12 protein-coding genes are annotated in these 15,522 nt (G+C 72.5%); 8 read left to right on the top strand and 4 right to left on the bottom strand.

Annotated elements, in window-relative coordinates; translation table 11 throughout:
* Together ACFXGA_RS17895 and ACFXGA_RS17900 are read right to left on the bottom strand one after the other, a co-directional pair.
* A partial coding sequence (locus ACFXGA_RS17895) for an SDR family NAD(P)-dependent oxidoreductase (protein ID WP_378089139.1) occupies nt 1–4,894 on the bottom strand: 4,894 nt, incomplete at its 3' end.
* 462 nt (nt 4,895–5,356) lie between these two features.
* Nucleotides 5,357–6,622: an SLC13 family permease gene (locus ACFXGA_RS17900; protein WP_378089141.1), complete on the bottom strand. Its 1,266-nt coding sequence runs from the start codon at nt 6,620–6,622 to the stop codon at nt 5,357–5,359.
* Between the two features lie 199 nt (nt 6,623–6,821).
* Here ACFXGA_RS17900 and ACFXGA_RS17905 point away from each other — a divergent pair, with 199 nt between their 5' ends.
* Nucleotides 6,822–7,082, top strand: a complete 261-nt coding sequence (locus ACFXGA_RS17905; RefSeq protein ID WP_378089143.1) for a hypothetical protein — start codon at nt 6,822–6,824, stop codon at nt 7,080–7,082.
* Here the strand turns inward: ACFXGA_RS17905 and ACFXGA_RS17910 are convergent.
* Together ACFXGA_RS17910 and ACFXGA_RS17915 are read right to left on the bottom strand one after the other, a co-directional pair.
* On the bottom strand, nt 7,071–7,538 hold the full coding sequence (locus ACFXGA_RS17910; RefSeq protein WP_378089145.1) for a hypothetical protein: 468 nt from the start codon (nt 7,536–7,538) through the stop codon (nt 7,071–7,073). The two genes, ACFXGA_RS17905 and ACFXGA_RS17910, sit on opposite strands and share 12 nt — an antisense overlap.
* Nucleotides 7,535–8,092 (bottom strand): hypothetical protein, encoded by a 558-nt coding sequence (locus ACFXGA_RS17915; protein ID WP_378089146.1) that lies wholly within the window; start codon nt 8,090–8,092, stop codon nt 7,535–7,537. Before ACFXGA_RS17915 ends, ACFXGA_RS17910 begins: the two co-directional genes overlap by 4 nt.
* A gap of 629 nt (nt 8,093–8,721) precedes the next feature.
* Here ACFXGA_RS17915 and ACFXGA_RS17920 point away from each other — a divergent pair.
* The 7 genes from ACFXGA_RS17920 to ACFXGA_RS17950 form a co-directional block, all read left to right on the top strand.
* On the top strand, nt 8,722–9,867 hold the full coding sequence (locus ACFXGA_RS17920; RefSeq protein ID WP_378089148.1) for an SAVED domain-containing protein: 1,146 nt from the start codon (nt 8,722–8,724) through the stop codon (nt 9,865–9,867).
* Between the two features lie 25 nt (nt 9,868–9,892).
* Nucleotides 9,893–10,591: a nucleotidyltransferase gene (locus ACFXGA_RS17925; protein ID WP_378089150.1), complete on the top strand. Its 699-nt coding sequence runs from the start codon at nt 9,893–9,895 to the stop codon at nt 10,589–10,591.
* A gap of 8 nt (nt 10,592–10,599) precedes the next feature.
* On the top strand, nt 10,600–11,046 hold the full coding sequence (locus ACFXGA_RS17930; RefSeq protein WP_378089153.1) for a hypothetical protein: 447 nt from the start codon (nt 10,600–10,602) through the stop codon (nt 11,044–11,046).
* A 94-nt stretch (nt 11,047–11,140) separates the two neighbouring features.
* Nucleotides 11,141–11,446, top strand: coding sequence for a hypothetical protein (locus ACFXGA_RS17935; RefSeq protein ID WP_378089155.1), 306 nt, complete (start codon nt 11,141–11,143; stop codon nt 11,444–11,446).
* A gap of 610 nt (nt 11,447–12,056) precedes the next feature.
* Nucleotides 12,057–13,235: a putative glycoside hydrolase family 15 protein gene (locus tag ACFXGA_RS17940; protein WP_378089157.1), complete on the top strand. Its 1,179-nt coding sequence runs from the start codon at nt 12,057–12,059 to the stop codon at nt 13,233–13,235.
* 100 nt (nt 13,236–13,335) lie between these two features.
* Complete coding sequence (locus ACFXGA_RS17945) at nt 13,336–13,647, top strand: trypco2 family protein (protein ID WP_378089159.1); 312 nt, start codon at nt 13,336–13,338, stop codon at nt 13,645–13,647.
* 9 nt (nt 13,648–13,656) lie between these two features.
* Nucleotides 13,657–15,522 (top strand): trypsin-like peptidase domain-containing protein (locus ACFXGA_RS17950; RefSeq protein ID WP_378089161.1); only part of this gene is annotated, 1,866 nt, incomplete at its 3' end.

Consider the following 15,522-nt stretch of genomic DNA (forward strand, 5'->3'; position numbering starts at 1 on the left):
GCGCGGGGGCGGGGGGGCCCCCGCCCCCCCCCCGCGCCCGCGGCCCGACGCCGCGGGCCGGGGGGGGGGGGGGGGGGGGGGCCCCGGGGCGGGGCGCGCGCGCCCGCCCCCCCCCCGCCGCCGCCTCGGCCCGGACGAGGTGGACCAGGGCGCGTACGCGCTCGACTTCCGGCAGCGCCGCGAAGTCCGCCGGTGGGTGCGGCGCGTCGGCATCGGCGGAGGCGGCGGCGACCCGGGTCCGCAGCCGGTCGAACAGGTGGGTCGGGCGGGCGGCGGTGAAGGCGGGGAGGAAGCGCTCCCAGTCGACGTCGGCGACGGTGACGGCGTCCTCGTCCGCCGCGACCGCGTCGGCCAGCGCGGCGACGGCCACCTCCGGGCCCAGGGGCCGAAGACCACGCTCGCGCAGGTAGTCGCCGAAGCCCGGCCGGGCGCCGATCCCGGCGTCGGCGCACGGCCCGAACGCGATCGACGTGGCCGCCAGCCCGTGGGCGCGGCGGCGGGAAACGAGCGCGTCGAGGTAGGCGTTGGCCGCGCCGTAGGCGGCCTGGCCGCCGCCGCCCCAGGTCGCCGCGACGGACGAGAACACCACGAACCCCTCCAACCGAGGGCCGCGCGCCGCGTCGGTCTCGCCCGACCCGTCGGCGCGGCGCGCCTCGTCCTGCCCGTCGAGCAGCCGGTGCAGTTCGGCGGCGCCCACGACCTTCCCGCCCAGGACCTCGGCGAACTCGTCCAGGTCCCACTCGTGCAGGGGAGCGACGCGGCCGGCGACACCCGCCGCGTGGACGACCGTCGTGACCGGTCGACCGGTCACGGCCAACTCGCCGACGAGCGCGGCCAGCTGTTCCGGATCGCCGACGTCACAGGCCGTGAGACGCACTTCGGCGCCGAGGTCGTCCAGTTCGGCGACCAGCTCGGCCGCGCCGGGTGACGCGGGGCCGCGCCGGCTGACCAGCACGATGCGGCGCGCTCCGTCGCGGGCGAGCCGCCGCGCGACGCGGGCTCCGAGGGCTCCCGTACCGCCGGTGACCAGGACGGTCCCGCCCGGCCGCCACGGCGGCGCGGGGGCGGCGGGTCCGGCCTCGACCAGGCGCGGGACCAACAGCCCTCGGCCGCGGACGGCGAACTGGTCCTCGCCGCCGGGGCCGACCAGCGCGGAGCCGATCCCGCCCAGCGCGGAGTCGTCGACTTTGGCGGGCAGGTCGACCAGCCCGCCCCCGCCGCGCGGGCGTTCCAGGGCCAGTGCCCGGCCCAGCCCCCACACCATCGCCTGGTCGGGGGCGGTGACCGGGTCGTGCCGGCCGGTCGAGACCGCACCCCGGGTGACCAACCACGTCGGCGCCTCCAGCCCGAGGTCGCGCAGCGCCTGGGCGAGCGCGACCGTCAGCGCGAGCCCGCCGGTGAGCGCGGGGTGGTCGCGGTGCCGCGTGCCGTCGAGGGCCAGCAGCGACACCACGCCACCCACCGCGTCCCCACTGGCGCGCACCTGTTCCGACAGCAGTTCGGCGAGATCGGCGCGGTCCGCGTCCGCGCCGCTCAACGTCAGGTGGACCACCTTGCCGCCGAGGCGTTCCACGACCACGGCCACGCGCGAGACGAGCGCGTCGTCGCACCCGTGCGCCGTGGTCAGCAGGAACCAGGCACCCGAGAGGAGCGGTGTCCTGGGCCGGTGGATCGCCAAGGCCGTGGCGGTGACGTCGTTCGCCACCGGCTCCCACTCGACCCGGTAGCGCAGGTCGTCCGGACAGGCGTCACCCGGTCGCGGCGCGACGGATTCGGTCCTCGCGGATTCGGCGGAGCGGTGCGAGTCGGAGTGCGAGTCGGAGCCGGTCGCGGTCTCGTCGAGCCAGAAGCGGGTGCGTTGGAAGGGGTAGGTGGGCAGGTCGAGGTGCCGGCCGCCGCGCCCGTCGAGGACGGCCCGCCAGTCGACCCGAACGCCCCGCACGTCGAGTTCGGCCACCGCGCCCAGCAGCGTCTCCGGTTCGGGACTCCCCCGGCGACAGGCGGCGACCCGCACCGGCCCGTCCGCCTCGGGCAGGCAGGCCGACGCGAGCGCCGTGAGCGTGGCGTCGGGCCCGAGTTCGAGCAACGCCGTCACGCCCCGCTCGGGCAGGCGGCGCACCCCGTCCGCGAAGCGGACCGGCTCGCGGACGTGCCGCACCCAGTAGTCGGGCGAGGTGAGCGTCTCGGGTTTGTGGAGCTCGCCGGTGACGTTGGAGACGATCGGGATCGACGGCTCGGCGAACGCGGCCCGTCCGACGACCGCGCGGAACTCCTCCAGCACGCCGTCCATGTGGCAGGAGTGGAACGCGTGGGAGACCGCCAGCCGCTTCGTGCCGCGCCCCCGCCGCGCCCACGTGGCGGCGACCCGCTCGGCCGCGTCCGCGTCCCCGGCGATCACCGTCGCGGTCGGGCCGTTGACGGCGGCGATCCCCACCCGGCCGTCGAGCCCGGACAGGGATTCGCGGACCTCCGCCTCCCCCGCGCACAACGAGATCATCGCCCCGTCCCGCCGGCACGCCCCCATGAGCCGTCCGCGCGCGGCCACCAGCGTGCACGCGTCCTCCAGGTCCCACACACCGCTGACGTGCGCGGCGGTCAGTTCGCCGATCGAGTGGCCCAGGACGACGCCCGGGGTCAGTCCCCACGACCGCACCAGGCGGAACAGAGCGGTCTCGAAGGCGAACAACGCGCACTGGGTGTACCGGGTCTGGTCCAGGACCGCCGCGTCCCGGGAGCCCGCCGGCGCGAACAGGACCGGCAGCAGCGGACGGTCCAGGTGCGGCGCGAAACCCCGGCAGACCTCGTCCAGCGCCCGGGCGAACACCGGGTAGGCGTCGTAGAGCCGGCGGCCCATCTCCGGGCGCTGGCTGCCCTGTCCCGTGAACAACACCGCCGTCGTGCCGCCCGTGGGCGGACGGGCGGAGCCGCGGATCACGCCACGCGCGGCGTGACCACCGGCCAGGGCCTGCAACGCGCGGGCCAGCTCCGCGCGCCCGTCGGGTCCGGAGGACACCAGGGCCACCGCGCGGTCCTCGAAGCGGGCGCGGCCGGCGAGGGTGTGGCCCACGTCCAGCGGGTCGGCGTCCGGGTGCCGCGCCAGGTAGTCGTCCAGCCGCCTCGCCTGCGCCCGCAGCGCCGCCTCCGCCCGGCCCGACAGGACGACGGGCACCGGGGCCGACGACACCGCGTCCGCCGCGGAGGCCGGGTCGTCGGGCGCCTCCTCCAGGATCACGTGGGCGTTCGTGCCGCTGACGCCGAACGCCGACACGCCCGCTCGGCGCGGACGACCACCCGACCGGTCCCACGGCAGGTTCCCGGTCAGCAGCGCGACCTCGCCCGCCGACCAGTCCACGTGCGGCGAGGGCTCGTGCACGTGCAGGGTCCGGGGCAGCACGCCGTGCCGCATCGCCTGCACCATCTTGACGACCCCGGCGACCCCGGCCGCGGCCTGGGCGTGGCCGAGGTTGGACTTGAGCGATCCCAGGTACACGGGGCGACCGGCGGGACGGCCCTGCCCGTAGGTGGCGATGACGGCGGCGGCCTCCACCGGATCGCCCAACCTCGTCCCCGTCCCGTGCGCCTCCACCACGTCCACCTCGGCGGCGGTCAGGCGGGCGTTGGCGAGGGCTTGGCGGATCAGGCGTTGCTGCGACAGGCCGTTCGGAGCGGTCAGGCCGTTGCTCGCCCCGTCCTGGTTGACGGCGCTGCCGCGCACCAGGGCGAGGACCCGGCGACCGTGGCGGCGCGCGTCCGACAGCCGCTCCAGCAGCAGCACGCCCGCGCCGTCCGCCCAGCCGGTTCCGTCCGCGTCGGCGGAGAACGCCTTGCACCGCCCGTCCGGTGCAAGGCCCTGCTTGCGGCTGAACTCCAGCAGCATGCCGGGGGTGGACATGACCGTGACGCCGCCCGCCAGGACCAGATCGCACTCGCCTGCCCGTACCGCCCGGCAGGCGAGGTGGAGGGCCACCAGCGACGCCGAGCACTGGGTCTCCACGCTCAGCGCCGGCCCTTCCAGCCCGAAGGTGTAGGAGACGCGGCCGGCGAGCACACCCAGCGCGTTGCCGGTCAGGAGATGCCCTTGGACCTCGGCGGGCGCCTGGTGCCACGGCGGTCCGTAGTCCTGGAGGGACACGCCCGAGTACACGCCCGTCCGCGTGCTGCCGCGCAGCGTCCCGGGGTCGATGCCCGCGTGCTCCAGCACCTCCCACGACAGCTCCAGCATGAGCCGCTGCTGCGGATCGAGGGCCTTCGCCTCCCGGGGGCCGATGCCGAAGAAGGCGGCGTCGAACCGGTCGACGTCCGCGAGGAAGCCGCCGTGGCGGGTGCAGACGGTGCCGGGCCGCTCCGGGTCCGGGTCGTAGAGGCGGTCGAGCTGCCAGCCCCGGTTGGTCGGGAAGCCCGCCACCGCGTCGCGGCCCTCGCGCACCAGCTCCCACAGCGCCTCGGGGGAGTCGGCGCCGCCGGGCAGGCGGCACGCCATGCCGACGATCGCGACCGGATCGTCGTCCCCGCCCGGGGCGTGGGTCGGCGCGGTGTCGGCCGTGTCCTCGGTGAGCCCCAACAGCTCCGCGCGCAGGTGGGCCGCGAGAGCGTCCGGCGTCGGACGGTCGAACAACAGCGTGGTCGGCAGTCGCAGCCCCACGGCCGCGGACAGGTCCTCCCGCAGTCGGTCGGCGATGTGCCGGTAGACGCCGAGCCGACGCCAGGGTGCCTGGCGGTCCACGCGGTGCGGACCCGGCCGGCCGGTGGCCGCCCGGACGTGGTCGCCGATCAGTTCGAGGACGAGTTCCCGCTGGGTCCCGACCGGCGCGGCGGCGAGCTTCCGCCGCCACGTGTCGTACGCCTCACCCGCCCGCCGAGGCGACGGCCGCCCGATCTCGCGTGGCTCCCACATGACCCGACGTCCTCACCGTTCCAGGGCCGACAATCATCGACATCACGAGAACTGCGCTTCCACGTGATCGTGCGGGCGCGGCGGCCGTTGGCACGTCGCCGCCGTAGCGCCCGTGACGCAAGTGGCGTCGGCGTGCAGGGGGGAGTGCGGCGCGTGAGCAGTGCGAATCCATTCTGCTCCACCGCGACCACACCTGACAGTGCCCAGTCGTGGCTCACGCGATCGTGTGACCCACGAATGGTCGCAGCGATCAGGAAGAAGAATCATTCGCCGAAGAATCGAATGGCGCTCAGGATGCCGATCTGCGCGAGGGCTCCCACTCGCCCATAATGCCGGGGCGAACCCGACGGCATTTCCGGGAGAACGGACGCTTGGCGACCCTGCCACTCGCGGTTCGGGGCACGGACGGCGATTGCCGAGCCGCAGGTGACCGGGGTCGCCCGGACGAGGATGAGCGGCCCGTCAGGCGACCAGCAGCAGCGCTCCCGTCGAGGCGGTCAGCGCGACGACCGCCAGTACCGCGCTCGTCCACACGAACCGGGCCACCGGCACCTTGACGCCGAAGGCCACGCACCGCTCGTACCACAGCAGGGTCGCCAGCGACGCCCACGGTGTGACGATCGGACCGACGTTCGTGCCGATGAGGAGCGCGAGCAACTGGGTGTGGTTGCCGGCCGGGACGACCGACTCCCCCGCCACGTACGCGGGCAGGTTGTTCACCAGGTTCGACAACGCGGCCCCGGTGCCGGCCGCCCGGACCGCGCCCAGCGCGTCGTCCTCGACGCCGATCAACGCGCCCACGATCCCGGCCAGCCCGTGCCGGTTGATCGTCTCCACGACCAGGAACAGCCCGATGACGAACACCAGCAGGCGCCACGGGACCAGTCCGAACCGCAACGCCGAGCGCAGCCGCACCGCGTAGGCCACCACCAGCAGACCCGCCGACACGGCCGAGGTCAGGCCGATCGGCACCCCCGCGACGATCCCGGCCACGAAGACCAGGCACGCCATCGCCGCCACCCGGAACAGCACGCGGTCTGCGGGCTCGTACCGCGCGGGCGGCCGGTAGGAGGCGTCACCTCCGCGTCGGCCGCGCCGCCAGTAGAAGGCCCACAACAACACGCCGGTCGCCGCGATCGCCGCCAGTTGCGGCGCCCACATCCGGGCCGCGAACTCTGACGGCGTCAGCGCCACGCGGTCGGCGGCCAGCAGGTTGGTGAGGTTGGAGACGGGCAGCAGCAGGCTCGCCGTGTTGGCCAGCCACACGGTGGTCATCGCCAGCGGGAGCGGCGCGATGCGCAGGGTGACCCCCAACGCCAGCAGCACCGGGGTGAGCAGCACCGCCGTGGTGTCGAGGTTGAGCCCCATCGTGGTCACCGCGGCCAGGGCCACGCACAACAGGAACAGCACCGGGTAGCGGCCGCGCGCCAGGATCGACAGGCGGGTGGCCACAACGTCGAACACCTCGGCCCTGGCGGTCAGCTCGGCGAGGACGACCACCGAGCCGAGGAACAGCAGCAGCGGCACGAGTCGCGCGACCGTCGCCTCCGCCTGCCCCACCGGCAGCGCGCCGGAAAGGACGCAGAGCACCCCCACGGCCAGCAGGCCGAGCGCGACCCAGTCCAGCGGGTGCAGCCTCGGGAAACCCCGGGGACGGCGGCTCGCCGGCCCGGTCGCACCGGCCGGAGTGGTGTCGGCGCGCCCGGCTTCGAGCCGCTCGTCGGACATGGGGGAATGCTGTCACGACCACCCCTGTGCGGACGCAGCTACACGGTCAGGTACCCCCAAGACCATGGCGGTCGCCTCGATCGGCCGGATCAACGGCGACGCCCGGAGGGGCGTGCCCCGAAGACGGCAAGCGGGCGGACACCGAACCTCCGGCCGGTTGGTTCCGACGCCGGGGCCACGGCGATCGACCGGGCGTGCGATGGGTCTGACCAGCACCGCCACCTGGCGGTCCTTCCTGGAGCGGCCCGGCATGACGATCGTCAGCGATTACGGTGCCGAGTACCCGCTGGAGGAGTTTCGGGCTCAATCCACCCTGCGACCGGCCGACGCCGACGGACGGAACGCGCTGTACCCCCCGCCGGCCCGCGGCCCCCGGGAATGGCACGACGCCGCCGGACACCCCTTCGCCGACTACGAGTTCTCCTGGAGCGGGCGGAACGGCAGCCCGTCACACCGCTGATCGTCCTGCGGCGTCACCGGGGTATCCACCGAGCGGACAGGACCAGTGTTCCGGGTCGACCGGACACTGCCATCCGGTCGCTCCGTCGACCACCGCGACGCGGGCCGGATGGCGGTGTCCGGGGCAGACCGGGGTGGTGACGGCGAACTGCCGCACGACCTCCTGCTGGAGACCGTCGGCCACCGCGGCGGTCACGTCGGTCGGGGTGAACACGCCGAACCCGGCGTGGTCCACCCGGACCATGACGCCGCCGTGGTCGCCGGCGTCGTCGACGGTGACCGTCACCGGCGGATGCCCCGGAACGGGCGGCTGCGCCCCGACGACCAGGTCGGTCAACGCCGGGACGATCGCCGTGACGGCGCGTGCCGCCAGCTCGGGTTCGCGGATCGCGGTGGACGCGCGGACGATGAACGGAGCGGGAGGCTTCGGATCGTCGTGATCGGGGTGGTCGGTCACGCCGGCAGCGTAGTGCGCCGCACCGGCACCGAGCGTGCCCGCGCGGCGGCGGACCGCGTCGTGCCCTCGACGCCATGCCTGATGCCGCTGCCCAGGCTGATCAGCGTGGTGCTGCCGTCGCGGGCCAACGCGACGGTGAAGCGGTCCCAGTATTCGATCCAGCCCTTCTGGTTGAGCCGCACGAAGTCCAACCGGCCGAACAGGTAGTACTCGCCGCACGAGGAGTTCACGGCCGAGGAGCCGTGGAAGAGGTAGTCCGGATACTCGACGTGGTCGTTCGCGGCGATGCGTTTGCCGTCGCAGTCCAGGGTGGTGAACTCGGTGACCGGCCCGACGATGCCCACCGCCCACGACTCGCTGATCTTGAAGCTCCAGGCGTAGACCCAAGGCAGGTTGGTGAACGTCACCTGGCCGGTGAAGCGGCCCCACTGGGACAGTTCGATCGCGGACGGGTTGAGCGGGGTGTAGGGCGGATGCGGGCCGGCTCCGGCGGTCGCGGGCGTGCACAGCAACGCCACCACGGTCAGCAGGACGGGCAGAACGCGTCTGGTCATGCCGTCCAGCCAGCCGGCACGCCGGGGTGGCCGCAAGGCCGGCGACCACGCACACCCGTACGGGTCGTGGATTCCCACCGAAGGGCGGTCGGCCCGTCGCAGAGTGTGGGCCGCGCATCATCTCGGTCATCAGGTGCGCATCCTTGATCAGGAGTTACACCACTCGTTTAGAGTCCATGGTCAAACGCAAACACGTCGGCGCGAAAATCCTCAAACGCCCCACCACACCGGCACCTGCCATAATACCCCACCCCACCTGCACATCTACGGCAACACCGCCTAACTAAACGGCATTGTCCCTGAAGCGCTAAGGTGAGCGGCACACGATTGGATGTTGCACCGAACCCAGCCAGATTGACCGTTACAGTCACCCAGGCAGCTCGACACCCCTGCAGAATGGCGAACACCCTCGACGGCGATTGCGCCTCTCGGGCCCGGTTCACCATGGACGGTTTCGTCGAGGAACGCTCGGTTTCAGTGGGTACGGCTCCTGGCGTCCCGGATTTGTCGGTCCCCTGTTGCACACTTCCGTGAAGTCCCCGAGTGGGGTCGATCGGAGGGTGATGCACATGACCGGTGGCACCGTGTCCGCCACCAGGGCGGTGGGGCCGGGAGGCGAGACTCGGGCCGTGTCCGAGACCGTGGCGCGGCAGGTGTGGGTGGCCGCCGGTGGACGGTGCACCATCTGCAACCGGTACCTGTTGGCCGATCCGGTCACCGGGCAGGAGGTGTCGATCGGGCAGTTGGCGCACATCGTCGGCTGGTCGACCGCCGCCGGTTCGCCGCGTGGGGACCATGAACTTCCTGTCGGGCAGCGCAACTCGGCGGAGAACCTGATGCTGCTGTGCCACGACCAGCACCGGGTCATCGACCACAAGGGCCTGTGGGAGCTGTTCGACGTCGACACGCTGCGGGCGATGAAGCGTCGGCACGAGGAGCGCATCCGCCGACCGACCGGGCTGAACCACGACAACCGCACCACGGTGCTGCGGGTGGTCGGCAACATCCACGGCAGGCCGGTCGAGCTCAACACCGCCAGCGTGACCACCGCGCTGCTGGCCCGCAGCCGATTCCCCGACTGGGTCCTGCGCGGCGCCGACGAGTTCGAGATCGACCTGCGGGCACTCCCCGGCGAGCAGACCAACAGCCCGACGTACTGGGCGGCCGCCCGCAGCCACCTGGAGGACCGCTTGGCGCACCTGCTCACGCAGGTGCGCAAGGAGGTGGTCAACCACGTCTCGGTCTTCGCCCTGGCCCGTATCCCGGTCCTGGTGCTGCTGGGCACTTATCTGGACAAGATGCTGCAGGTCGACATTTACCCCAAGCGCCGTGAGGGCCCCAGGGTGTGGGGGTGGGACGAGGTCGGCACGCCGGTGCACTTCACCGCGGAGCTGCGTCGGGGCGGCAGCGACCCCACACGGGTGGCGGTGATGTTCTCGATCTCGGGAAGCGTCGACATCAACCGCCTCCCGCCCGACGTGCTCGACTCGCACACCGTCTACGAGCTGCGCCCCAGCTCGGCGCTGCCGACTCCGGAACTGATCGACACCCAGGCGACCCTGGACCGCTTCTCCCACGCGTGGCGCACCCTGCTGTCCACCATCGAGGTCGACCACCCCGACGCCCCCGCCATCCCGATCTTCCCCGCAGTGCCACCCGCGGCGGCCATCGCCATCGGTCGTCACCTGCTGCGCGCCGCACACCCGCCCCTGCACATCTACGACCGCGCCCCCGGCTCCCACGACTACCTGTTCACCACCGACACCAACGCCTGATCCCCACTCAAGGAGCACCACGCCCATGACGGACTCCCCCGAGGACATCATCTCCACCCTGCTCACCGGCACCGTCGAGCACCTGGACATCCCCGACGACCTGCTGGACAAGACCGTCACCCGCTACGAGGACGTCGGTGCGTGGCTGCTGGACACCGGCGGCGAGCTCTGGTCGGTCTACCCGCAGGGCTCGTTCACCCTCGGCACCGTCACCCGCCCTCCCAACGACGACGGCGAGTACGACATCGACGTCGTCTGCCACAAGGCGGTCAAGAAGACCAGCACCACCCAGGAGAAGCTCAAGAACGAAGTCGGCGACATGCTTGAGTCCTACGAGGAGCACAAGCTCGACGACGACAGCGACGACATCCCCATCTTGTCGATCAACGAGAGCCGGCGCTGCTGGACGCTGGGCTACGACGGCTTCCACCTCGACGTCGTGCCCTGCGTGACCGACGAGGAGCACCCGCCGACCAGCATCCTGCTCACCGACCTGAAACTACGGCCCTGGCACCACAGCAACCCCAAGGGCTACGCCGAGTGGTTCCGCACCCAATCCGCCGAGATGACCCGCGCCCTGGAGGCCAAGGCCGAGGAGGCCGGTGTCCCCGCGGTCCCCAACTGGACGGTGCGCACCACGCTCCAGCGCCTGGTGCAGGTGATCAAGTGGCACTGCGCGCTGCACTTCGCCGACGACCTCGACGACCGCCCGCCGCGATCCTGATCACCACCTTGGCTGCCCACGCCTACGCCGGGGAGACCGACCTGTTCACCGCCACCGTGAACGCCGTCGCCGGCATGCCGCGGCACATCACCGAGGAAGGCGACAAGTTGTGGGTCCGCAACCCCGCCCACGAGCTGGAGAACTTCGCCGACAAGTGGAACGAGCCCAACCAGCGCCACAAAAAGTTCCTTTCCTGGCTCGACACCCTCGCCGAAACCCTGGACGATGCCGGGAACTCCGCCGGCAAGGGCCTCGACCACCTGGTCGACCGCCTCGGCGGCACCTTCGACCTCGGTCTGCTCCGCAAGTCGGCCCAACGCATGGGCTTGGAGACCAGGCAGTTCCGCGACGCGGGCAAGCTCGGCATGACCCGCAACGCCGGAGCCCTCACCACCCTGCCCACCGGCACGACCCGCGTTCGGGATCACGAGTTCCATGGTCCGACGCAGCGGTAGGGCCGTCCTCACCCCGGCACAACAAGCCCTCGGTCTGCGGCGGGCAGTCGCCGACTGCCGGTGCCGCATCCGCGCAGGTGTACTGACCTGCATCGTGGACCTGCAACCCACGCCCATCTCACGCCGCTACACCGTCAAGATCACACAACAACCACCCCGCGCACCGAAGGTCGAAATCCTCGCACCGGCCCTGCCCCTACACCCCGGCGCCACACGACTGCCACACGTCAACCACGACGACACGCTGTGCCTGCACCAGCGCGGCGAATGGCGATCCAACATGCCCATCGCCGACACCATCCTGCCCTGGACCAGCGAATGGTTCTACTACTACGAAATCTGGCTCATCACCGGCGAATGGACCGGAGGAGGCGACTGGCCCGCAGCCAGAACTACCTGACCTGACGAGAGAATACAACGATTCGATCTTCAGCCTGCACAGGCGACAACGCAGGCCGTAATCGACATCGTCAGCCTCCGACAACGTTGATCTCGGTCCTGCGCCACCGGATCAATAGAACAGATCCTCGATCCCGACGACGTGATGGGCGTCTGGACGCACCACCAAACCTTGGTGACAGAGCGCTCAGCAGGCGGGCATGCGTGACTTCAACACTCTGTAGTGGAATCACCACAGCGCGAACTATTGATCTCGGAAGCACCCCGGACTTCCGTGATCGTTGAACAGTTGACGGAACAGCCGCGCCAATAGAGACGGCCGATTCACGCGTGATGTGGCGTGCGTTACTTGACTTGGCCGGAGAGCAGCGGTTTTACTGCGGTCGCGCTATCGCCTACCAGCGGGTAGGCGAGGTTCGCGCCAACGATACGAGCGTGGGCTCACGCATTCCTGTCGCGCCCATTCATTCGTCGTGTCCGACAGCGGATGACGCCTGCCGCAAAACCGGGAGTCCGGCATGTCCCTGCCCGATCGCCACGACCGCACCCGACGTCGGCTTGCGCGCCGAGGCCGAGGCCGCATACTGCTACCCGTCGTCGCCTGCGCCCTGATGGCGGCGCTGGTCACGCCGGCCAACGCCGTCGAGCAGCCCGCCCCGCCGGGAGGTGGCACCGTCCAGTCCTTCTGGCTGCACATGAACAGCACGCCGGTGTCCGACGAGGTGCTGGCCACCGAGGCGCGCCGCCGTGCGTACATCGTGCTGAACGCGTGGGAAGGCGGGTTGATCCCGAAGTTGAAGGCGGCGAACCCGGCCGTCCAGGTGTTCGTCTACAAAGACCTCTCCTCCACGCGGTCGTACGCGTGCCGTAACGGGGTGGACGACGCGCAGTTGCCGACCGGTGTCGGGTATTGCCAGGCGCAGAAGGACCACCCGGAGTGGTTCCTGCTCGACCCGAACGGCCGCCGGTTCGAGTACGGCGGCTATTCCGGGCACTGGCAGATGGACGTCGGCAACACCGCCTACCAGGACGCGTGGGCGGCCAACGTGGTCCAGAGCAGCACCAAGGCGGGATTCGACGGCGTGTTCATGGACAACGCCCTGTTCCCGTGCGATGCCTACCACCAGGGCGTGTGCCCGGCGAAGTACCCGACCGACGCGGCGTTGCAGGACGCCTACAAGTCGATGCTGGCCAACACCCGGGACGATTTCGTCGCGGCCGGGTTGAAGACGGTCGCGAACCTGTCCAACGCGCGACTGCACGCCGGCGCGTGGGACGCCTACACCCAACACCTCGACGGCGGCTTCGACGAGTGGTGGCTCACCTTCAACGACAACGACCTGCTCTCCGAATACCCCGAGGGCTGGAGCAGGCAGGTCGCCCAGATCACCTCCAACGAGGCGCGCGGCAAGATCACCTGGGTGCAGCCGCACCACAGCGACGGCGCTGACCGGCCCTACCGGTTCGCGCTGGCCAGCTACCTGCTCGCCGCCGGCGACAAGGCCGCGATCGCGAGCATCGACCAGACCGACGGCTACGGCGACCCCCGGCCGTGGCGGACCGAGTACGACTGGGACCTCGGCGCCCCGACCGGTCCCTACAAGTCCGTCGGCGCGAACATCTTCCTCCGCGAGTTCTCCTGCGGCACGGTCGTGGTCAACGCCAACCGCACCGACACCAAGGCGGTGGACGTGCCGCTGGGCGGTTCCCACCTCACGGAGCGGGGCACGACGGTCGACCGGGTGTCCCTGGCCGGCACCAGCGGCGCGATCCTCCGCGCGGCCTGCTGACCGAAAAGGACAACTCACCCCACTTCCGCGACTTCGGCCCCGGTGCGGCGTGCGCGCGGCTACCATGCGCAGCGGCAATGAAGTGTGACGGAGGGTGAGCATGGCGTCTGGCGAGCACGACGAAGACTGGTTGGACCTGGCGGACGCCATCGACGTGTTGCGGGACCAGCTCTCCCAGGCCCAGCGGCGCGGCAAGGACTCGCCGCTGCGGTTCGTGCTGGGCGAGATCACCGCCGAGTTCGAGATCGAGCTGGTCCGGGCGAAGAACGGCGGCGGGGCGCTGAAGTTCGGTGTCGTGGAGGCGGACGCCCGGCGGGAACGCACCACGCGGTCCACCCAGCGGCTGACGCTGCGGCTCAACCCGCAGCACCGCGACGGCGGGGACGTGGCCGTGGGCGACGACCGCGAGTAACCCGCCCCGATGGAGCACGACCAGGTCGTCAAGGTGCACGGCGCGCGGTTCGGCAGCGGGTACCTCGTCGCGCCCCGGCTCGTCCTGACCGCCTCGCACGTGCTCGGGCCGGACACGGCGGTCGCCGTCTCCCGGCCGGCGTCGCCCGCGCGGTTCGCGGCGGCCGTGCGGTGGGACGGCGGCCGGGCGCTGGACGCGGCCCTGGTCGAGATCACCGACCCCGCCTGGTCGCCGCCCGCGACGCTGCGGGGGCACCTCAGCCGCCGCGTCCAGCGGTGGGGCCGGTGCGTGACGGCCGGGAGTTCCGTCCCGGTCGCCGCCATGGGCTTCCCCCGCCAGCAGCGGCAGGACGACGGCCGCGCCCCCGAGGAGCTGCTGGGCACGGTCCGACCGCGCCCCCACCCCGTCCTGGAGATCCTCGACCCGCACAGCCCGTTCGGCCGCGAGGAGGACACCGGCACGCCGTGGTCGGGCATGTCGGGCGCGGCCGTCTTCCTGGAGGGCTCGGACCTGCTGCTCGGCGTGGTGAAGGAGGACCGCGGGCCGCGCCACGGCACCCGGCTGACGGCCACCCGCGCCGAGGACCTGCTGGCCGACGACGGGTTCCGCGCCGCGGTCCGGGCGGCGGGAGGCGTCGACCCCCGGCTCGAACCGGTGGAGCTGGCCGACCTGCTGGAACCGGCGACGCCCACCGAGGTGCACTCGCCCGCGATGCTGCTGCGGGCGGACGCCGAGGTGGTGCCGTTCCTCGGCCGCGAAGAGGTGCTGGACGACCTGGAACGGTGGTGCCTGGCGGACGGCCCGCCCTCCGCGCGCGTCCTCACCGGACCGGGCGGCCAGGGCAAGACCAGGGTGGCCCGGCAGCTCGCGGCACGGCTGCGCGAGCGCGGCTGGGTGACCGGGTCGGTGCACGGCGAGCCGGGTGACGTGGGCGTGGTCCGGGCGGTCCGGCACCCGCTGCTGCTGGTCGTGGACTACGCCGAGTCACGGCCCGAGCTGGTCAGGACGCTGTGGCGGCAGACCAGGCGCGCCACCCACCCGGTGCGGCTGCTGCTGCTCGCCCGCTCGCTCGGCTCGTGGACGACCAAGGCGACCGGCACGCTGCCCGAGGTCAAGCTGCACGCGCTCGGCGCCGGCCCCGAGGACCGGGAGCGCGTGTTCCGGGCCGCGGCCCGGGGGTTCGCCCGCCGCCTGGCGGACGGCCTCGGCCGGCCGGACGTCGACTGGCTCGGCCTCGCGGACACCCTCCCGGTGACCCGCTCCCGGTCGGGCGCGGAGACGGCGTTGACGGTCCAGATGGCGGCCCTGGTCGCCTTGCTGCGCCAGGCGCGTGGCGAGGACCGGCGGCCGCTGGAGGCCGAACTGCTGGAGGAGCACGAGCGCGGCTACTGGGTGGACACCGCCGAAGGGCGGCGCGCCGGGGAGCTGGACGCGGGGCTGCTCGAACAGGCGGTGGCCACGGCCGTGCTGTGCCCCGCGCTGGACGAGGACGAGGCGCACCGGACCATCACCCGGGTGCTGCCCCACGAGCCGCAGTGGGTGGCCCGGGACGTCGCCGGCTGGCTGCGCGACCTGTACCCGCCGCCCGACGGCCAGTACTGGGGCCGCCTGGAACCGGACCGCCTCGGGGAGTTCCACGCCGCCCGGCAGGTGGTCCGCCACGCGAGCCTGTTCCGGCGGCACTTCGCCGAGGCCCCGGACCACCAGCGGCTCCAGACGCTCACCGTGCTCGCCCGCGCGGCCGTGGGGGGCGGCGCCAGGGGCGCGGCGGCCGGGGCCGGGGAGGTCTACTCATCTCAGAGGGGCGCGGGCGCCGGCGGGCGCCGCCCCGTGCCGCGCGCGCCCCCCGCGGGGGGGGGCGCGCCGGGGGGGGGG

It is taken from the genome of Actinosynnema sp. NPDC059335 (genome assembly GCF_042752395.1).
GTDB lineage: Bacteria > Actinomycetota > Actinomycetes > Mycobacteriales > Pseudonocardiaceae > Actinosynnema.